The sequence below is a fragment of the Bacillus sp. ISL-34 genome (assembly GCF_018613325.1).
GTDB lineage: Bacteria > Bacillota > Bacilli > Bacillales > DSM-1321 > Peribacillus.
The window spans coordinates 1-20361 of sequence record NZ_JAGGQJ010000034.1; the positions used below are offsets into that span (position 1 = coordinate 1).

Consider the following 20361-nt stretch of genomic DNA (forward strand, 5'->3'; position numbering starts at 1 on the left):
CGTCTATACCTCCTTCCTTATTTGCCCAATTCAAAATTGTAGAATCGGAAGGAAGGTTATAGTGTACAGCGGTCTCGTTGATCGATGCCCCATATTCGTTCATATATTTAAGTACCTCTAGTTTAAAGGGCAGAGTGTAATTTGTATAGGATGAAACAAGTCCTTCCATCCATGTTTTAGATAGCGAGCGACCCATCTTTTCAGAGGGGATAAACCTACATTTCTTTCTTGAGCAATGGATTTATAGGATTTTTTCCCTTCTAAGTACTCTAAAACTGCATTTGATTTCTCGTCTATCGAATATTTAGTCAAAAAAACTGCACCTCCAATTGTTAGATGTTGTCTAACAATTGGGGTGCAGTTCATTACTGAGCTCTTTTAAAGATAATGCTTCTCTAATCGAAGCATTCCCGCTATTTTTAATCACAACGTTTTTCTAAATGAATAGCACCATTTATCATAATCTAATTTCTCTTCATAAAAACGGTGAGCATTGTTTCGCTGAATTCCAGATTCTAATGCTACATATGCGGCTCCATTTTCTTTTGCCCAGTTATGTATATAACTTAATAATTTCTCTCCAAACCCAAATGAACGGTAAGCAGTATCTGTTACCAGATCATAAATAAAAACGTGACGTTTATTATAAAAGTTAACTCTCCAACTTAAACCAGCTAAGGATACAATCCGATTATCCTTATATAAAGCATACAAAGAATACCCATCTTTCCTCATTTCTTCAAGTAACTCCAGATATGTCTTTTGAGTTAACTCAGTACGTAACTGATTCATAATTGGAAAGGCTTCTAACCATTGTTCTTTATCTGTTAATTCTTGTATTGTTTCTACCGTAGAATTCACATTCACACCCCTAAAAAGTTTTATTAAAATTAAATTCAACTTTGAACCCCGTAATTCCTTCTTCAACTAAACTGCCCCGTTAGTTCCATTAGAAAAAGGTTGCCTTAGCAACCCTCCTAATTGAAGAAAAGCACCTGTTAGCTTAAAAGCTTTATTAAAGAAGTCCATTCTTAATTAACATTTACAGGTAGCTTAGAATTCTGACCTCGAATTCCAAACCCTAAAGCAATTGCAGCTCCAATACAACTAGATAGGCAACCCACTACCAAATAAATTGATGGTGTTGATTCACCAATTAAAACAGAAGCAATCCCTCCAATTGCTGGGAATAGCGCTACCATATACCCACTTTTTGCTCCTCCAATTTTTTCTACAAGTTTTAAATAAAATAGCCAAGCCATAAAAGAAGCAATCAAAGTTAAATATAGCAAAGCAGATAAATATGTAACTGTTGTTGGAAGTATAAATTTTTGTCCTTGGAACAGTACAATTGTCCCCATTAAAACACTGCCCACTGTAAAACCAATAGCATTAGCATAGATAGGGTCAACCCTAAGTTTAGCATTTCTTGCTGAACTGGCATCACCAATAGCTGTAAGAATCGTACCTAACAAAGCAATCATAACTCCTTTTAAATCAGTGAGCCCTTGAAAATTATTTAAGGTCGGATAGATGATGACACATACGCCAAATACCCCTAATATTCCCCCAAGTAAAACGCGAGAATGTAATTTCTCTTTTAAAAAAACACGGAGAGCAATCGGAGTCAGTATCACTTTTAACGAAAAGATCAATGTTACAATTGCCGCAGAGCTCAAAATAGTGGCGTAATAAAGGCACAGATAACTTAATGCAAAGTTACATACACCAAACACTGTTATAAACGGGATATCTTTTCTTTGTGGTCTCCCCTTTGGTTTAAGGAACCAAACAAGAACTAAAAATAAAAAAGCTGTCATAACTAAACGATATGTTAATGATAATTCCAAACTGACTGGTGTTCCTTGAATTTTCACCGCAATAAAATTAAGACCCCATACTATTAAGCAAAATATGTACATGAAATTTGTCATTGTATTACCTCTTCCTGCTGTTTCACTTATTATGTTAATGTAAGTAATTGTAACAAAACTCACCAGTTTATGTTCTAGTTTATATAAGCCAATTGACCAAGAGTTAAATAATTTTCTTATAGAACTATCCTGCCCCGATAGTTCCATAAGACAAAGATGCGGCAAAGCAACTCCCTTATTTCACCTGTTTAGTTAAAACTTGCTGTAATGTAAGCAAGATAACTAATTAAATGGGGGAGAAATATGAATGTAGAACTAACAAGTTTAGAATTAAGGAAGGTAAATCGGAACGGGTAGATGAATGGTTAAAGTTTCTAAACGAAAATATGAATGATGTGCTGATAACCCTTGAAGCCGAAAAAATGTATGTTGAAACTATATTTAGAGAACGTCTAAATGGTGATGAGTTTTTATATTGGTACTCTGTCCAGGGTCAAGGCGGACAAGAAGTCCAGGAATCAGACCACTGGATAGATAAGAAGCATTTAGAGTATTGGAAAGAATGTATTGATGAAACATTCAGACCTGTTGATTTAAAAACGGAAGTAGTTATGATTCCAGAAAATACAAGAAAAAATATGAAATGACCTCTACTATTTGAGGTCTTTTTTTGCTTTTTTTGCTCCTTTTGATATTTTGACACGCTGAAATAAGCAATTACTCCTCGTTTCTACACTCTACTTTTCTCTAAATTATACCAGTTCTTATGCAACTAACCTGCCCCGTTAGTTTAAGTACTTTTTTCACAATATGCATTAATCAATATTTTTATTAGATCATAGACTGTGCTCCAATAATACTTATAAATTTATCAAAAAAATCCTTTCAATTTGCAAGAGAAGGATTTTTTTATTCGAATACTTTTATAGTATAACAACTATTTAAACATACTTTTTAAATCTTCTTGTATTGTAACGGCAGGACGTTTTAATAAAGTTTCAAGCGTATTGTCTTCTACATCTAAGTAACCTTCACGAATGGCGGCTCTTGTCTTTACTAAGCTATCTACGCCTGTTCCTGGTATACCAACTTGTTGTAAAAATGCACCATACCTAACATCATCAACATGTTGTACCTTAACTTCTTAACCAATGACTCACTGAGGGTATTGGCAATATCATCATAAGAAACTGGTCTACCTTTCTATGGCTTTTTCCGACAGTACAAAAGTCATGTAAGATAACCTAATATATATATATATTGTTAGCAATATCTAGATATGCTAGTATTTTCATATATCGTACATAATTTAATAAGAAGGAGCTAACTAGACACATGAACATAAAAAAATATCTAGGAATCACGTTTTTATCAGTTACACTATTATTTTCTGGAACTATCACTGTTATCCATAGCTCAGCAAATAGTAATCCAAAAGAAGAGAGAGTGGAAGCAACTTCAACAAATCCCAAGTTAAATAATGTGAAAATTTTAGCTACTGGTGGAACGATTGCAGGTTCTGCTACGTCCAATACTGACACAACTGGTTATCAAGCAGGTGCACTTGGTGTTGAAACACTAATTAAAGCTGTTCCTGAACTAAAACAAGTAGCAAATGTGAGTGGTGAACAAATCGCCAATATTGGCAGTAACAATATGGATAATAAACTTTATTAAAGTTGGCGAAACGAATTAATGAGTTATTAAAATCTAAAGACGTTGATGGAATTGTCGTAACGCATGGAACAGATACCTTAGAAGAAACTGCTTACTTTCTGAATTTGGTCGTAAAAAGCAACAAACCAGTCGTGATTGTTGGATCAATGAGACCGGCTACAGCTATAAGTGCAGATGGCCCTTTAAATTTATATAATGCTGTAAAAATTGCTGCTAGTAAAGATGCTAAGAACAAAGGTGTTTTAATCTCATTAAATGACCGGATAGGTTCTGCACGTTATATAACAAAAACCAATACAACCATGACAGATACATTCCAATCGGAGGAACAAGGCTATTTAGGAGCAATCGCAGGTAATAAAATATTGTTCTACAATGAACCCACTCGTAAACATACAACCAGTTCGGTGTTTGATGTATCAAAACTAGATAAACTTCCTCAAGTGGACATTATTTATAGCTATCAAAATGATAGTAGATATTTTTACGATGCATCTGTGAAAGCAGGAGCTAAAGGGATCATAATAGCAGGTGAAGGAAACGGTTTAACTTCTGACACTGCTTTTGAGGGGGCTAAAGACGCTGTCAAAAAAGGCGTGATTATTACTCGCTCTAGCCGTGTAGGAAATGGTATTGTTACGAGAGAAAAGATTGACGATGAAAATAATTTTGTTACAGCGGACTCACTTAATCCTCAAAAGGCACGCATTTTGACGATGCTTGCATTAACAAAAACAGATGATCCAAAAGAAATCCAGCAATTTTTTAACGAATATTAATAATTAAAATTAGAATTCCTTGATTAACTAAAAGTGAATGAAATTTAAAGCATACGATGGTCCAACGTATGCTTTTATTTATTTTCAGCCCTCCCTTGGTTGAATATTAATTTATATTTATGTTTTAAGTTATTAAAAATCGCATTTTTATAGTGTATCTCACTCTACCTATCTAAGGACAAAAAATAGGCTCCATCCAAAATGAAAACAATAATAGGGGCACCTGTTAAATAGATACTAGTAAAAAGCCTCCTATTTCAAAGGTAATTATAGAATGTCTATAAAAGTGTACTTTTACGAACGGGTCAAAGGAGATCTATAATAAACAAACTCATTAGTATTAATCATAATACATCAGATATACTTTTTTTAGTTTTAGTTTAAAGATTAGGATTAATGCTACCCCATATGCAATCAACGCTAAAAACATTTGATTTAACTCTATTGGGGTAATCTTATCAACCGAAGCCCTTTCTTGAGGCAAACAATAATCTTTTTTCTATCATTATTAACACCTTTCATTTTCATGAATGTTTCTTGTATTCCACAATTTCTGCTTATATCCAATGTTTATTCAAGTTTTTATAATAATCATAAAAATAATCATAAAGATTTTTATTTCTAAGTTGCATAATTTTCACGGATATAGCCGCTTCCGTTCGACCAACGGCAAAAGCTATTGTTCTCAGCTCATTCAAATTCGAAGTATTTACATACGTAATCAAGCTCTGACTCGGTAAAGTGCTTGCCCTGATTTGGATGAAAGCCAAGATGATAAAACATACGCTTGTGATCATCATACTCAATTTTATTGACGTATTCTTATTTTTCATGCAACCATCATAGTAAATTTAGTTAAATAAAGCTTTATGAAAAGAATGGAGAATGTAAGATATTTTGTACTTTACCCATTAAAAGAGACCTTATGCTTTCAGTATCGAACACTGATTACATAAGGTATTGAATAATTTTTATCTAGTTTATAACATGAACCTTCATTAAATTTGTTGTTCCTGACTCCCGAACGGGCACACCCGACGTAATAATCACGAGATCTCCGGTCTGGGCCATTTCTTCCTGAACTGCTGCTTGTATAGAGCTTTCCATCATTTCGTCCGTATGATCTGGACTGGCTAAAAGAATGGGATAAACTCCCCAAACCAATAATAACTGATTGAACACGTTATGATGCGGTGTGATTGCAACAATAGGACATTTTGGTCTATACTTTGCGATTACCTTTGCTGTGTGACCGCTTTCTGTTGGTGTTAAGATAGCAGAAGCTGCTAATGTTGATGCGGTAGATGTAACTGCTTGTCCCATGGTATTGGTGATTGTTGTTTTTGGGTATATAGTTTGTTGGACCTTTTCCATGTAGAAAGAGAAAGATTCTGCTTTTTGAGCAATGCGATCCATTATCTCAACTGCTTCTACAGGATAGTTCCCCGCTGCGGTCTCGCCTGATAACATAATGGCATCCGTGCCATCAAAAATAGCATTCGCAACATCACTGGCTTCCGCCCTTGTAGGTCTAGGGTTATTCTGCATTGAATCAAGCATTTGAGTAGCTGTAATCACCGGGTTTCCTAGTTCATTACAAAGTTTAATCAGCTTCTTTTGAACCATAGGAACTTCTTCAACAGGGATTTCGACCCCCAAATCACCTCGCGCCACCATGATCCCATCAGAGACTTCTGCTATTGCCTTTGCATTTTGTACCCCTTCTTCGTTTTCTATTTTGGCAATAACAGCTATGCTTGAAGAATGTTCTTCTAAAATCTGTTTAATCTCAAGCACGTCGGCAGCCTTTCGGATAAAAGAGGCAGCAATAAAATCAACCTTCTTTTGAATCCCAAAAGTAATATCAGCGAGATCTTTTTCAGTAATACTGGGAAGATGAACTGAAATCCCTGGAACATTAACCCCTTTACGGTTTTTAAGGATGCCTCCATTGATGACTAAACATTGAACTTCTGTTGACTTGATGTCTAATACCTTCAATTCAATCAGGCCATCATCAAGCAAAATGGTCGTACCGGGATGAACATCTTGCGGCAATTGATCATATGTAATACTTATTTTTTCCTGAGTTCCTTCTATTTGTTCTGTAGTTAAAGTTAAGTGGTCGCCACTATTTAAAAGAAGTTGACCATTCTGTACCATACCGGTACGTATCTCCGGTCCTTTCGTATCCAGCATAATCGCCACAGGACGCCCTAATTCTTTTGCGCATGTGCGAATATTATCGATTCGCGCCCCATGCTCCTTATGAGAACCATGAGAAAAATTTAGCCTTGCAACGTTCATTCCTGATAAAATTAGCTTTTTCAATACAATTGGATCTTCACTGGCGGGTCCTATCGTACAAACAATTTTGGTTTTTCTCATTCTCATCACCTATTCGACTTCGAATCTTTTTAGATTCGTTTTTTATTTTTTGTAACCATCATTAGTACTTGATCTATGTCTGTAAAAAAAACCATCCCTTCGATTGATAAAGGGATGGTTTTACTTGACGATCATTGTCCCTATTAGTTGGTAGTCTAGCTATTGTACGTGGTTGACTTCTTCCTTTTTTAATAGGGCATGAAAGGATTCAATACAGGCATTATCGTACGGGCAACCTTTCTGACTAAAGGATTGCTTAATATGATGGTTTTGGATATGTTGAGTAAACTCACTGCTTGTATATTGTGAGCCAAGATCCGTATGAAGAACTAAGCCCTCCGAGGGCTTTTGTGAAAAGTGAGCGTTATAGAAAGCTTGTATGACCAGTTCTGTCGTCATTGAACGAGAAAATGAATACCCTACTATTTTCTTAGAATGAAGGTCCAATACCGAAGATAAATAACACCATCCGTCTTTTAACGTGTGGATATACGTAATATCCGCTACCCAGTTCTCATTAATGGTCTGAGTAGTGAAGTCTCTTTTTAGCAAATTACCCAATTGAATAACCTTTTCTTTAGAAGGATAGGGACGGTATTTTTTCTTAGTAATAGAACGAATTCTTGCCTTGCTCATTAAACGTTGAACACGCTTAAGACTTAGGGAAAACCCTTTGGTTAATAAGCTTTCATAAATCTTTGGAGCCCCATATCGTCTTCTGTACGGGATATTGTTTCTTGTGTTCCTCAATAAATTCGGTAAGATCTGTCTCGGTTACTTTTTCGCGAATATGGCCATAGCTTTTTTTAAGATTTCAACTTCTTGCTTTAACCGAAGGTTTTCCTTCTGTATGGCGGCTAATTCCTTTGGAGTCATAGTCTCTTCCCCTATACTAATAGAGGTAAATTCTTTAACCCATTTATAAATGGTAACTTCTGATACGCCATATTCTCCGCATAATTCTTTGACCGAATTACCCGAGTGATAAAGATCTACAATTGTCTTCTTGAATTCATTATTATATTTTTTACCTGTATTCTTACGTTCCAAGACGGACACATCCTCTCAAAAATCATTGTAAGGACTTAACTAAAATGTGTCCATGAAACTATACTAACTCCATAATAGTACCTAATGTTAATTCACTAGCTGTAGAGGCATACGTTCTCCAACCTTTCATGAATCGCTTGTGCCAAATCAATCACTCTACAAGCGTAAGCCCATTCATTATCATACCAGGCGAGTATTTTTATTTGATTTTCCGCAGTTATAATCGAAAGCCCGTCGACAATAGCTGACTTATCACAACCGATAAAATCTGTTGATACTAATGGTTCTTGTGTATAGTTAATATAAGGATTTTCTTTCGAAGCTTTAAGAAAAATTGATTTCACTTCATCAACTGATACCTCTCGTGACACTTGAACAGTGAGATCAACAAGTGAAACATCTTGAGTAGGAACTCGTATAGAGATTCCTTCTATATAAGAGGCAAGATGCGGAAGTACATCCACAAGCGCCTTGCCCACTCCTGTAGTCGTCGGAATAATTGATTGTGTACAAGCTCGTGCCCTTCTTAAATCTTTATGAGGATTATCTATATGTTTTTGGTCAGAAGTTAAAGAATGAACTGTTGTCATCCAACCTCTTTTTACTTGAAAAGCCTGATCCAAGATATTTAAAAGCGGAGCAACACAATTCGTTGTACAAGAAGCAGCAGATAAAATGGTATGCTTTGAAGGATTTAATAAATGATCATTCACACCCATAACGACTGTTAAATCAATCTGCTCTCCAGGAGCCGTAACAATCACATGGGATGCTCCTGCTACAAGATGTTTTTGTGCACCTTGGCGGTGATTGAATTTACCTGTCGCATCTATCACAATATCGACGTTCATTAATCTCCATGGAATGTTCTCTGGGTCAAATTCAGATACTATCTGAATAAGATTTCCATCAATTAATAGATTTCCATTTTGTACTGAAATATCAGTATCCCAAGTTCCATGAACAGAATCATATTTTAACAAATGAGCGACTGTATCTGCCGGATAAATGGAGTTGATTGCCACTAATTTAAGGGTATTATTTGGATCGGATAAAATTTTTCTAACCAACATACGCCCTATTCTTCCAGTACCACTAATACCTATTTTTCTTTCCATCGTGTCGCCTCCTTTTCTTTTTTTAATCTCTTTTTCTATCAAGAGAATAAATTTTTGATCCAACCCAAATCTAATAGCCTTTTGATACACTTCTTTTAGTAAATCATTAGTAAGTCTCTTCATTTCAAATACCTCTTTTAACATTCATCTGAAAATCCCAATCATGTTTATGAAATCCCACAAGCAACGACAAAAAATGAATGTGCAAACAAATTTACATAAAATTTATTCGTGTATTTGCTCTTCTCTGGCAGTACTATGTGTATCGGCTCAATTATTTCTCTTTTATTACCGATACACGAAAAATATCTAATTACCTTGTTTTTTTACAATTCCTATTAATCCGTGCAGTGTTCTTACAAATTCATTCCCGGTTAAATGTCCTAACCCCCCATGAGCACAATCCAGTTCATTGTATTGCATGATACGATCTCTCCGAATTCCAGGGCCATAAATGAGGACCGGAACGGGTTCACCTGTATGCTCTCCGACTTCACAAGGCGTAGAATGGTCAGCAGCCAAAGCCAAGTACACATTTTCAGGTAACTGCTGATCAATAAGCCCGACCATCTGATCGAACAGTTCTATTGCTCTTGCTTTATTAAATGGTTCATTATCGTGACCTTTAACATCCGGTGCCTTAACATGCACGTAAACCATGTCATTTTCGACTATTTCCTTAATGGCAAATCTCGCTTTTAATTCAATGTTCGTATCCATATTACCCGTCATTTTGCTATCCGTGACAGTCTTAAAGCCAGCTAATTTGGCAACGCCTAATACCGTGCTTTCTCCTGCAATACAGCTCCCCTTAATATTTAGTTCTTGAACAATAGGATCTAGATTCACCATCTGTCCAGCTCCCCTTGTCAGGATAAAGTTAGCGGGTAGCTTCCCCTCAGCATTGCGCTCCACATTAACTGGATGGGATGATAATATTTCATGAGCACTCTTAAGAAACATATTTAAAATAAACGCAGTTCTTTCAGCTTCCTTCGAAGAGTCCAAAGGTACTACCTGATGATAAGGTTTACCGTCGTTTGGGGCTTTAGGATCGGAGTCGCTGATTTTATCACTCAATCCGGTTCCACGAAGGATTAAAACAGCTCGATGTTCCGTAGCCGGTTTAAAAAAAATCTCTATCCCATCTTTAAGCTCCATTCCATTAATAGCTTGAGCAATTTCTTCGGTTTTCTCACGAATCCTTCCAGCACGACGATCGACTACAATTCCGTTCTCATCCACCGTGGCAAAATTACACCGAAGCACAATATCTCCAGGATTGACCTCCATACCGATTCCTAAAGCTTCGATGGGTCCGCGCCCAGGATAATGATGAGGCTGATAACCGAATAAAATTAAGTGTCCCATATCCGTTCCTACGGGTATGCCGGAACTGATTGGATCCATCATACCTGTTATCCCTTCTGAAGCTAGACGATCTAGATTCGGTGTGTGAGCGTATTCCAATGGAGTTCTACTTTCTAATAAAGGATGGGGGCGATCCCCCAACCCGTCGGCAATCGCCATGATAACTTTTCGTTTCAACATGATACTTTCCTCCTAATGTTATAATCCCAGCATTTTAAACCAGGTAAAATAGAATATACTGATAACGGAAGCGCCGATAAAGCAAGTAACAACCGCATATTTTATTTGATCCAAGACGGAAAAGTACCCTGTTGAAAAATAAATCGTATTTACTTTCGAATGTGGCGGAAGCGTGATCGTAAAGGTCATAGTCATAGCGGCTGCTAGTGCAAGAGGTACAGGATCCATACCCAATGTTTTAGCTAAAGCGATGAAAGCTGGAATTAATATCGTAACCCTTACAGTTTTGCTCGTAAAGATGAGATGGCTGTACATACTTAGGAAGATGACCACTACAGCAACCATGGTATGACTCAACTGGTCTATCCTTAAACCATCAACTACCTTACTGATTAGCCATACTGCGCCTCCGGATTCATCCAATGCATTTCCTGCAGCATAGGCACCTGCAGCGAAAATCATGAGTTCCCATTTTATGTTCGCATCTTTCCACTCAAGCATCCCCACTTTTGGAAGCAAGCAGAGGAGTGCTGCAATAACTGCAGTCTGTTCGGTGCTTATTTCAAAACCAAACCAACCTTCGTGATAATCTCCCGTAGCCCACAAGAATACAGTAAGGAGGAATATGATCGATGCTTTTTTCTCGGCTAAGGAGAAAGAACCTAATTTCTTCAGTTCGTCCTTAAGCGTACCCATTATATTTTCAAAGTTACCTTCATCTTTAATTGAGAATAACTTTAACCCTATCATAAAAGTAATTACCATCGTGATGATAGCTGCAGGCATAGAGGCAAAAAGCCAATCCATATAACCGATGTCACCGCCCGCTTGTGCGTTAATGAAACCGACTGCAATAATATTACCTGAAGTAGCCGTCATGACGCTCGAAGTAGCAAGAGCATCCGCTTGGAGACCTTGAAGCATCATAACTTTACCAAGGGGACTTTTCCCCGGGATGGCTCTATAGACTTCCAGCAAAATTAAGCAAATAGGCATCATAAGTGTAGCTCGTGCTGTCGTGGAAGGAACGAAAAACGCCAACACAAAATTGATAATGACTAAAACGAGCAGCGTCCTTTTTGGTGTTTTACCGAATTTCGTGACCATCCACAGCGAGAATCTTCTTCCTAAATTAGACTTCATCATTGCAGAAGTAAGGACAAAGGCGGAAACCATTAACCAAATAACGTCAAACCCTAATGTTCCAAAAGCAACTTCCTGATCTTCAACGGCTCCGACTAATGGAAGCATCAGAATCGCAATGAGCGATGTCAGGTATATCGGGATTGGAGTTGTTACCCAAAGGATTAAAGCAGCAACGAATACGGCTAATGATTTTTGTGCTGCAGGTTCCATCCCTCCTGGTGTAGGCATAAATATTAATAATAGAAAAGCAATAATAGCGATGGGAATTCCCCATTTTTTCATTCCTTCCTCAAGCCCGCCTTTCTTCTTAACCGGTGGTTGAGTGCCATCCTTTTCGCCATTCTTCTCAGTCATCTTGAATCCCCCTTGCATTAGTAATGTATTCGCTTTCAGTATATTCAACCTTAAACTATAAAACAATTTGATTTTATTTTAATAATCATAAGAAAGTATTATAGTTCACAGTAATCTTCAAACTACCTCATTACTTGTAAGTGGTGTATGAGTATTAAATACCACCCCTGCACATAAAGAATCTCATCCTTTTTTATTTTCTACTTTCATTTATTTTCAAGTAAAACGATTAAACAATTTAGTATAATTTTATAAATAATAAGAAAACGTTATAGTTGAGGGGAAGGGCGATTAAAAAATGAACTTAACGAAGCTGCAAACCTTTATCATACTATCTGATTGTTTAAACTTTACCGAGGCGGCGGAGCAACTTTATTGTTCACAACCGGCTGTAAGTATGCAAATTCAAAGTCTTGAGAGGGATTTAGGGTTTCCCCTTTTTGACCGTATCGGAAAAAAGCTATACTTAACTAAACAAGGTGAGCATTTCAAACCATATGCGGAACAAATGATTAATCTATTTCATTCATCCAAAGAGCATATTAAGCAACTAGACAACTTAGCTTATGGAACATTATCCTTCGGAGCGAGCAATTTTGTTGGAGTATACCTTCTTCCCGCTATCCTCAGTGACTTTAACAAAAAATTCCCCGGGATTAAGATTAACATGAATATTACATCCTCAATTCACTTGATTCATATGTTGGAGTCCAACAAAGTTGAGATGTTGGTTCTCTCTGATCGAATACCAATCGATGAAAACCGTTTTCAATTCAAAACTTTTTATCAAGATGAGCTTGTTTTAATCGTCAATAACCAACATCGACTTGCTCAAAAAGATGTGTGTACTTTTGAGGATTTGGTCAATGAAACGTTGATTTTGAAACCTTATAAATCTGCTACCCGAAATTATTTGGAAGAGAAATTCAAAGAATACGGATTCAGCTCTCCAAAGTATATGGAGATAAGCAACTTGGAAGCAATCAAACAAAGCGTAATTCACGGTCTCGGCGTATCGATCGTTTCTAGTTTTGCAATTAAACAGGAAATCGAAAACGATTTATTAGTTGAGGTTCCAATTGAAGGGGTGAAATTTCTTAGGGGAATTAGGTACGTTCATCATCGGGGTAAACATCTTTCACCGGCATCAATGCAATTTATCTCTCTGCTGGATCAAGAGACCATTTAAATAAACTTTTGTTTTTCGGTCAGCTTGGCGTCAATTTTAGGGTGTAATTCCAGAATGCGGGATATAATCCGCCCACGATGTTAATCTTGTGTTTTCGATCAAAATGTCTAAATAACAGCTGTTAAAACGAGCAGCAATCTTACCGAAGAAACTAGCTCAGTTAAAAATGCTAGAGGTATAGTAGGGAATAGTGGAACGGTTTAGATTAAAGTCGTTTTTGTTACAAAAAATAAGTAAATATGCAATTTTTTAAGGCAATTAAAAACCGCCAACTCATGGCAGCTTTAGTATTTTATTTCACTCATTTCCCATAAGTAACAGTTGGCTACACCTGCGTATTTTGCGGAGAATCGGACCAGGCGTTTGAACGCGACTAGTTCTCCTTTAGTGAAATCCTTTTTATGTTGGGCTAGGAATATTTCAATCGTGTTGTTAAATTCCTTTATGCTGCTAAACTTGCTGTATTCTTTAAAATTTTCAATTCTGCCTGCTGACAACATGGCATTTCCTCCTTAGAGGACAATAAAAAAGACACTGCTCCCGATAAAGATTAAGGGAAACAGCGTCTTTTTTTTGTGTCTAAATAGAAATTTCTACTGAACAGCTAGATCAAGATTTGGATACACCATTCCTAGGTTGTAAGATGTTGGAGAACTTGCATGTTTAACATTAATGCATGAAGCGACTCATATGGGGCAAATTCAGGCAATGAAGCGTATAATTGAACATGTAAGTGTTAAAAACTTAATTTAACAAAGTGTTATATTAAGATGAAAAAATCAGTCTAATAAAACTGTTTTTTCTTTTGTTATATTTTATACATTATTAGTCTATATAACACTCTCTATTTTCATTTACTCCACTAACTATTCCTTCTTGAACACCCTTAATCTACCCATTTATTGCGCTATTCTGTCCCGATAGTTGCTAAAGAAAAAGCTGCCTTAAAGACAACTCTGTTCTTCAGCTAACGCACCCGTTAGTTTAAGTACAATCCTTCACAATTTCGTCTACCCCATATTTTGTGAGTTTTCAAATTATCTAGGTTTTGGTCTTCTATACACACACGGCTTAGCAGCCGACGGCGGCAGGAATAAAGATGGATAAAGTAGAGAGTAGGTTGTATATGTAAATGGAGGGAACAGGATGAGAAAGAGATAGAAAGTAAAAAGAATAGTAGCTTGAAGATAAAAGAAGTGGAAAATCGGAAAGAGTAAAAAAATGTGTATGATGTGAAAATTATAGAGGCTGTAGAACCCATACTTGAACCAATAGAAATGAATGAATATATACAGTGTAAGGGAGATACAGAACAAACAGAGAGATTTTCGGAGCATCATTATTTAAAAAGGAGGGTTTAATAGCAAGTTATGACTAAGAAATTAATCGGTTATCATAGCATGTACCAGCAACAAAAGAAAACAGGACTGTATAATAAAAATAGTTGTTTATCACCAAGTCCGCCAAGAGGTTGTCTAAATATTTATCCAGTAGGGAAAACCCAAATCCAATTAACATTTTAAAGGTAAAAACTTTTCAATATAATGTAATTTCTGACGGCATAAAAAGGAATTTATACCAATCAAGATGAGTATTAAATACTGAAGCTCTGGTATTCTTAATCCAAACAGCGTATCTTATAAAAACTTATTTATAAATGGAATATTACAGCCAAATATAAATTACATTGTAGAAAGGGAAAACTTACTTTCTCTAACGATTTACCCCTATCTGGATCCCCTATTATTCTTCAATTTGTAATAATTTATGGATAAAGAAAAAGTGGAAAGTTCTTACGCATCCTAGGACAAAATGCCGGACAATTACCCTATTGATTTCCGGCATTTAGTCATTGGCAAATCATGAGTATTAGTTGACTACAACTTCAATAACAATTGGAGTTGAAGCATCAAGTGCATCGCCACCTGGAATAGTTATAGTAGTAGTAGTAAGGGTTGAGGTATCAGCTGTTTGAATCTGAGCATTTATATATAAAACATAATAAGCAAATGAACCTGGAAATGCGGTTGCAGCTGCACCAGCATCATTCGTAAAGGCTGTTGCTGCAATAGCAAACGTTGCCCCAGTACCTGTGCCATCTCCTATTGTGGCAGTGAATTTTCTTGAAGCCATAAAAGGTTTGATAATAGGCATTTAGAGTCACCACTTTCTAAAAGAATTAGGACATTTTTTTAAAAGAAATACTTGTCCTTGTTCCAGTTTATTAATCTTTTTTATTTTGGTGACGGTAAACTACCTACTAATAAGCGTATTTACAATATTTTTAATAATTGTAAAAGTATCCTAAATGCTTTTTTCTTAAATAATTACCAAATGGACAGCAGTATACAATATCTGTAGGAAGTTTTATTAATGATATTAGATAGATTGGTGATTATTTACCATTCCTCTTGTACACGTAGAACAGCACTAACTGTCCCTGTATTTGAGGTTATGTTTCTTACACATAATGTTACAGGAGTAGACCCAGTCATGACTATGTCCACTGGGAATGATGTTAATGTGGCACGATTACCGGAAGCAGCAAGACCGCTCATTATTTTCACGCCTGTGGATACATTAATTGCTGTAGCTGATGTATCTGCAAAACAACATGTTTCATTAGATAAAGTGTCACTTGGATTAACCCAATTTGCTCCAGTAAGAGTTGAGCCTTGTCTTAATTGCCAAACAACGTCTACAGAGGTAATAAGATCAAAACCATTAACGGTTACATTTATGGAGTTACTTTTGGTTGCTCCTGAGGGGAATGTCGTTTTTTTTTGAAAACTGACAAGTGGCACAAAAGTAGTATTATTAGTAGAAGCATTTAATCTACGCTCTGAGGTCATCCGGTTCAATGGCTTAGCTGTACCTAAGTTAGCATAATATCTCCCTCTCACGTTAGCAGTAAGAGATTGTGCGGTAGCACCATTTTGGATTTGGACACAAACTGGTTGGTTAGGGTCTCCTACAATAGGTTGTGATATAGTAGATTGTCTATGACATGTTATTGGTTTTTCTAAATTATTAGTTGGATCGACCATAAGTATTCGATACTCTACAATGCCATAATTACTTCCAAATCTAATTTGGTACAAATATCCCCTACTTGGCTCTAGTGTTAACTTACTTGGTCCAGTTCCATCTAATTTATCGATATTCCATTGGGACTGATAAACTTTAACATTCTCATTTCCATTTCTTCTTGTTGCAATAAATATTCCACCGGAATCCTTGCCAAAGTACAGACCATTATCATTATCAAATATTCCCCATGTTATCCTTTGGTTTCCTGTTGGTGGAGAAGGAATCTGAATAGCTACACCTGTTTCAAAAGCTGTACCACTGTTAAATCGGCCACGTTCTGCCGTATCTAAAATAGCAGAGTCGTTTGCTGAGGCGGTAGTAGTTAAAATATATCCATTTCCATTAGTATTGTTCACACTTCCATTTCCACTTGTTGTGACCACATCTCGTAGAGCAGAAACACCATATGCAGGTAAAACGTTGAAGATATTATCAAACTGGGCAACTTGTAAGCGATCATATAACGAGCCGATACTTGGATCAATACCACTAATATTTGACTTCATTGAACCGTCAATGGCACCTCCATAAATCAATATGATTGACATTTTACCACCCTTTCACAAACCAGTAGTTCATTTATAGATATTCAATCTATATTGATTCTAGAATTGTTAGTTCAACGTTGTTTTACTAAGGAATCATAGATTGATTCGTAACCTAATTCAAAATAAGCTTTTTGAGTTTCAGCATTATTAACATTCGCATAAGCTCCAGGGGTTACAGTAAAGCACAATGTGGCTGTGAGGAACAAATTTTTTTTAACAAGTTGCACATCCTTAAATTTGGTTAAATATAGTTACTTTATTTTTCACTTATATACCAAACTTAATTCGCAAGTCGCACAGTACGAATACACTGTGCTTGTGGAACTATCCTGCCCCTTTAGTTGCATAAAGAAAGAGCTGCCTTAAAGACAGCTCTGATCTTCAGCTAAAGGACCCGTTAGTTGCATAACAAAAGGAGCTGATACCAGCTCCTGATTAAATTATTTTTTCAACTTAACCTTTTAAGACTTTGAATGCTTCTCGAACTTTTTGAGCAAATTCCAATGGTGGTTCGATTGATTCAAAATGCATATACATGGCTCTAGGATTTTCAAACAACCAGTGATTATGAACTGCTGTTACAATAATATCCCTTTCTCTTAATTCTGTTAACAATGGATTTACCTCGACTTGAAGTAGAACTGTTTCACCTAGATTTAGTGCATTTCCTTTACTATCTAAATTCTCAAAGGTGAAAAATTGAGGGTTTACTAACGGTGAATTAGTTCTCCTTCCAAGTATTTTAAATGGTATGTCTCTAAATCTTTGAACTAGACATACTCCATTCATAAAACTTGCATCACCGTTAAGAATCCTTGCAAATTCACTACATAAATCCCTTTTTGAGTCCTTACCCATAATATTCACTCCTTATAATAAAACCATTTGTACCCTTTAGTAATCTGGTTTTATTGTATGAGGGTGGATCATTTAAGATTGGGCAAATTCAAACTCATTTTATTACTTATTAAATATACTAATGATATCTTTTCCTTTTTAATTTGGAATAAAATAACTGCGCAAACAATTTATGAATAAATTTTGTTTATACCCCTTTATTGGTCGGTTTTTTTATTTAAACCTAAATAATTCTTATTTATGCTTCTATAAGATGTGCTTCAAACATCAACAATTGATCAAAATCATTGCTAAAGTTTCGTGCCATATCCACAAGCTTTCTTTCCGATGGATCAAGGAGATGTCCAATGAATTTGGCATGATCGGCCATTATTCTTAAGAAAAAAACATTCTCTTTGATGATAGCATCAGGAAGTGGTTTCAATTTCCCTTCGTTTAATTCAATTAATCGTTTTCTAAAATAATTAGCTTCTCGACTTGTATGATCCACTAAAAGGGGGAAATTGTTTGCGCCGGGCAATTGACAAGTTAGTATTAATCCTAATACTTTTCGCTTAAAAGCAAATAAATCCTTTGAACAGGATAAAAATATCGGATTTTATGTATTTCCTCTAAGTGATAGTTATTAATCGCTATACAAAATTTTTTATCAATATGGACAAGAGTACTTCCTTTTTTATCTGCTTTGCATATATTGATAGCAAATAATAGAAAGTAGTGATATTTCTATGTCTTGTAAGAAGAAAAAACGCTGCGATAATGACCATCACCATGATTGTTGCAAGAAGAAATGCTGCGATGACGACCATCACCATGATTGTTGCAAGAAGAAATGCTGCGATGACGACCATCACCATGATTGTTGCAAGAAGAAATGCTGCGATAATGGCTTTTGGGGTAATTCCTTTTGGAGTAATTGGTAGTTTGTTAAATGGAATGTGCTTTGACTGAACTGTCCCCCAATTGTTAGACACCATCTAACAATTGGAGGTGCAGTTTTTTTTGACTAAATATACGATAGACGGGGTAGCGTCACCTCATTTCGCCAATCACTTATACATATGGGATTGGCGTTTGTTTGTTTTTTATCGTATACACCTTTTTATACATCGTTGATGAATCAACGTTTCTGTCTTTTTCAGAAGCTTCTCAGCTGCATAAGTTGAATAAAGGTATTTATTTACTTGGTTTTGAATGTATGAAAATTGAAAGAATCGCACATTAAGAAGCCCGCCAATTGGCGGGTCTTTTAAATTTATTAATTAATAATTATAAACTGAAGAGTTATTGATACACCTTCTTCAGGGGCTTCATCTACCAACAAAGTTAATTCCCCTTCTTCAACTTTGTAATTACTCTGAGGTTGGATAATACCATTAATAAACAAATTAATATAGGAAACTTTGCTTGGTGACAAAATCTGTGTTATTCCATATTGTGCTAAACCGTCACTATTTGTATATATAAGTTTCTGTCCATCAGAAAAAGTAAAGTATAATAAATTAGTTGTTGGTATTGGTCCTGGAATTGGAGGTCCCGGAGGTCCTGGGACGCCTTGTGGTCCTTGTGGTCCTCGGACGCCTTGTGGTCCTTGCGGTCCTCGGACGCCTTGTGGTCCTTGCGGTCCTCGGACGCCTTGTGGTCCTTGCGGTCCTTGCGGTCCTGGGACACCTTGTGGTCCTGGTCTTCCTTGCGGTCCTTGCGGTCCTGGGACACCTTGTGGTCCTGGTCTTCCTCTTTTTTGATCGCATCTACATTCTTTGTGCCTGCAATCCTTACATCTTTTTTGATCGCATCTACATTTTTTGTGCCTGCAATCCTTACATCTTTTTTGATTGCATCCACATTTTTTGCGCCCGCAATCCTTACATCTTTTTTGATCGCATCTACATTTTTTGCGCCCGCAATCCTTACATCTTTTTTGATCGCATCTACATTTTTTGCGCCCGCAATCCTTACATCTTTTTTGATCGCATCTACATTTACCGTGGCCGCATTCTGAACATTTTTTATCCTTACTCAATTTTTTCACCCGATTCCAAGGAATTAATTATATCCTATGGAACTGACATGAAATTGGATTATCTATTTGTAAAAATTTATGGGTCAAGAAAAAACTTCTCTACACATCATTCAATGAATAAAATGCAGATAATTCCTCATAATAATTACCGGCATTATCACGAGTATTAGTTGACTACAAATTCAACAACAATTGGCGTCGCATCATCGAGTGTATCACCATTTGGAATAGTTATAGTAGTGGTAGTAACGGTTGAGGTATCGGCTGTTTGAATCTGTGCATTTATATATAAAATGTAATAAGCAAATGACCCTGGAAAAGCTGTAGCAGCTGCACCGGTATGATTATTTGATATGTTCCTTTGAAATTTGTACAACAACTTATCTAACTCTTGACTAGATTTAATGGTTTCGGGGTGCGAAAGGCCTTGTAACATACCAATTTCAATTAAATGAGTTCTCAAGTAATCAATCTTACTTTTCATTTCGTTAAGTGATAACACTAATATTCATAACCTTTCTCTTGTTAATTTGTAATAACCATCCAAAAATACGCTTAATAAGCAACATTATATACAAGAATTAACAATGAGAAAAGAATTAAAAAAATAACAAATATTAACAAAAAAATCATCTAACAACTTGACCTAAATAAGAAGATGATTACTGTACAGTACGAATACACTGTGCTTGTAGAACTATCCTGCCCCTTTCGTA

Annotated in this window: 16 protein-coding genes and 4 pseudogenes; 5 read left to right on the forward strand and 15 right to left on the reverse strand. The window is 36.1% G+C overall.

Going from position 1 to position 20361, the window contains the following annotated elements; translation table 11 throughout:
- Positions 1-423 precede the first annotated feature (423 nt).
- Both J7E52_RS22355 and J7E52_RS22360 read right to left on the reverse strand, forming a co-directional pair.
- Positions 424-861, reverse strand: coding sequence for a GNAT family N-acetyltransferase (locus tag J7E52_RS22355; protein ID WP_061466068.1), 438 nt, complete (start codon positions 859-861; stop codon positions 424-426).
- A 170-nt stretch (positions 862-1031) separates the two neighbouring features.
- Complete coding sequence (locus J7E52_RS22360) at positions 1032-1934, reverse strand: DMT family transporter (RefSeq protein WP_214750604.1); 903 nt, start codon at positions 1932-1934, stop codon at positions 1032-1034.
- Positions 1935-2164: 230 nt separating this feature from the next.
- Here J7E52_RS22360 and J7E52_RS22365 point away from each other — a divergent pair, with 230 nt between their 5' ends.
- The gene (locus tag J7E52_RS22365; protein WP_214750605.1) at positions 2165-2521 is read left to right on the forward strand and encodes a DUF6176 family protein; all 357 of its coding nucleotides are present in this window, start codon (positions 2165-2167) and stop codon (positions 2519-2521) included.
- Positions 2522-3209: 688 nt separating this feature from the next.
- Positions 3210-4330, forward strand: a pseudogene (locus J7E52_RS22370) (type II asparaginase).
- A gap of 981 nt (positions 4331-5311) precedes the next feature.
- On the opposite strand, the pseudogene pyk reads toward J7E52_RS22370, so the two are convergent.
- The 5 genes and pseudogenes from pyk to J7E52_RS22395 form a co-directional block, all read right to left on the reverse strand.
- Positions 5312-6718, reverse strand: a pseudogene (gene pyk, locus J7E52_RS22375) (pyruvate kinase); the annotation flags it as partial.
- A 174-nt stretch (positions 6719-6892) separates the two neighbouring features.
- A pseudogene (locus J7E52_RS22380) lies at positions 6893-7768 on the reverse strand (IS3 family transposase); the annotation flags it as partial.
- 95 nt (positions 7769-7863) lie between these two features.
- Entirely contained in the window at positions 7864-9030 is a 1167-nt protein-coding gene (gene gap, locus J7E52_RS22385; protein WP_214750607.1) for a type I glyceraldehyde-3-phosphate dehydrogenase, read from the reverse strand.
- Between the two features lie 165 nt (positions 9031-9195).
- Entirely contained in the window at positions 9196-10437 is a 1242-nt protein-coding gene (locus J7E52_RS22390; RefSeq protein ID WP_214750608.1) for a 2,3-bisphosphoglycerate-independent phosphoglycerate mutase, read from the reverse strand.
- Between the two features lie 18 nt (positions 10438-10455).
- Complete coding sequence (locus J7E52_RS22395; RefSeq protein WP_214750609.1) at positions 10456-11937, reverse strand: SLC13 family permease; 1482 nt, start codon at positions 11935-11937, stop codon at positions 10456-10458.
- A gap of 298 nt (positions 11938-12235) precedes the next feature.
- Between J7E52_RS22395 and J7E52_RS22400 the strand changes: the two genes are divergently transcribed.
- Positions 12236-13126 carry a LysR family transcriptional regulator gene (locus J7E52_RS22400; RefSeq protein ID WP_214750610.1) on the forward strand — a complete coding sequence of 297 codons (891 nt, stop codon included), beginning with the start codon at positions 12236-12238 and terminating at the stop codon, positions 13124-13126.
- Positions 13127-13410: 284 nt separating this feature from the next.
- On the opposite strand, the gene J7E52_RS22405 is transcribed toward J7E52_RS22400, so the two are convergent.
- Entirely contained in the window at positions 13411-13626 is a 216-nt protein-coding gene (locus J7E52_RS22405) for a hypothetical protein (protein WP_214750611.1), read from the reverse strand.
- A gap of 1114 nt (positions 13627-14740) precedes the next feature.
- Here J7E52_RS22405 and J7E52_RS27510 point away from each other — a divergent pair.
- Positions 14741-14887 carry a DUF4183 domain-containing protein gene (locus tag J7E52_RS27510; protein WP_214750615.1) on the forward strand — a complete coding sequence of 49 codons (147 nt, stop codon included), beginning with the start codon at positions 14741-14743 and terminating at the stop codon, positions 14885-14887.
- Between the two features lie 108 nt (positions 14888-14995).
- Here J7E52_RS27510 and J7E52_RS22415 read toward each other — a convergent pair whose 3' ends face one another.
- The 4 genes and pseudogenes from J7E52_RS22415 to J7E52_RS22430 form a co-directional block, all read right to left on the reverse strand.
- Positions 14996-15280 carry a DUF4183 domain-containing protein gene (locus J7E52_RS22415; RefSeq protein WP_214750612.1) on the reverse strand — a complete coding sequence of 95 codons (285 nt, stop codon included), beginning with the start codon at positions 15278-15280 and terminating at the stop codon, positions 14996-14998.
- A gap of 245 nt (positions 15281-15525) precedes the next feature.
- Positions 15526-16764, reverse strand: coding sequence for a hypothetical protein (locus J7E52_RS22420; protein ID WP_286198023.1), 1239 nt, complete (start codon positions 16762-16764; stop codon positions 15526-15528).
- Positions 16765-17217: 453 nt separating this feature from the next.
- Complete coding sequence (locus J7E52_RS22425) at positions 17218-17622, reverse strand: DUF1259 domain-containing protein (protein ID WP_214750613.1); 405 nt, start codon at positions 17620-17622, stop codon at positions 17218-17220.
- Between the two features lie 241 nt (positions 17623-17863).
- A pseudogene (locus J7E52_RS22430) lies at positions 17864-18214 on the reverse strand (DUF2935 domain-containing protein); the annotation flags it as partial.
- Between the two features lie 125 nt (positions 18215-18339).
- On the opposite strand from J7E52_RS22430, the gene J7E52_RS22435 reads away from it, so the two are divergent.
- Positions 18340-18573, forward strand: coding sequence for a hypothetical protein (locus J7E52_RS22435; protein WP_214750614.1), 234 nt, complete (start codon positions 18340-18342; stop codon positions 18571-18573).
- Between the two features lie 307 nt (positions 18574-18880).
- Here the strand turns inward: J7E52_RS22435 and J7E52_RS27305 are convergent, their stop codons facing one another.
- From J7E52_RS27305 to J7E52_RS22445, 3 genes are all read right to left on the reverse strand, one after another.
- The gene (locus J7E52_RS27305) at positions 18881-19150 is read right to left on the reverse strand and encodes a DUF4183 domain-containing protein (protein ID WP_309476927.1); all 270 of its coding nucleotides are present in this window, start codon (positions 19148-19150) and stop codon (positions 18881-18883) included.
- Positions 19063-19467, reverse strand: coding sequence for a hypothetical protein (locus tag J7E52_RS27310; RefSeq protein WP_309476928.1), 405 nt, complete (start codon positions 19465-19467; stop codon positions 19063-19065). The genes J7E52_RS27305 and J7E52_RS27310 overlap by 88 nt, the downstream gene beginning before the upstream one ends.
- A gap of 344 nt (positions 19468-19811) precedes the next feature.
- On the reverse strand, positions 19812-20147 hold the full coding sequence (locus J7E52_RS22445) for a Spo0E family sporulation regulatory protein-aspartic acid phosphatase (protein ID WP_309476926.1): 336 nt from the start codon (positions 20145-20147) through the stop codon (positions 19812-19814).
- Positions 20148-20361: the final 214 nt, after the last annotated feature.

Bases quoted from the DNA above. Each gene is read 5' to 3' on its own strand.
- J7E52_RS22390 (WP_214750608.1), bottom strand. From the start codon at position 10,437: ATGTTGAAACGAAAAGTTATCATGGCGATTGCCGACGGGTTGGGGGAT.
- J7E52_RS22400 (WP_214750610.1), top strand. From the start codon at position 12,236: ATGAACTTAACGAAGCTGCAAACCTTTATCATACTATCTGATTGTTTA.
- J7E52_RS22425 (WP_214750613.1), bottom strand. From the start codon at position 17,622: ATGGGTAAGGACTCAAAAAGGGATTTATGTAGTGAATTTGCAAGGATT.
- J7E52_RS22360 (WP_214750604.1), bottom strand. From the start codon at position 1,934: ATGACAAATTTCATGTACATATTTTGCTTAATAGTATGGGGTCTTAAT.
- J7E52_RS22405 (WP_214750611.1), bottom strand. From the start codon at position 13,626: ATGTTGTCAGCAGGCAGAATTGAAAATTTTAAAGAATACAGCAAGTTT.
- J7E52_RS22420 (WP_286198023.1), bottom strand. From the start codon at position 16,764: ATGTCAATCATATTGATTTATGGAGGTGCCATTGACGGTTCAATGAAG.
- J7E52_RS22415 (WP_214750612.1), bottom strand. From the start codon at position 15,280: ATGCCTATTATCAAACCTTTTATGGCTTCAAGAAAATTCACTGCCACA.
- J7E52_RS22365 (WP_214750605.1), top strand. From the start codon at position 2,165: ATGGGGGAGAAATATGAATGTAGAACTAACAAGTTTAGAATTAAGGAA.
- gap (WP_214750607.1), bottom strand. From the start codon at position 9,030: ATGTTAAAAGAGGTATTTGAAATGAAGAGACTTACTAATGATTTACTA.
- J7E52_RS22395 (WP_214750609.1), bottom strand. From the start codon at position 11,937: ATGACTGAGAAGAATGGCGAAAAGGATGGCACTCAACCACCGGTTAAG.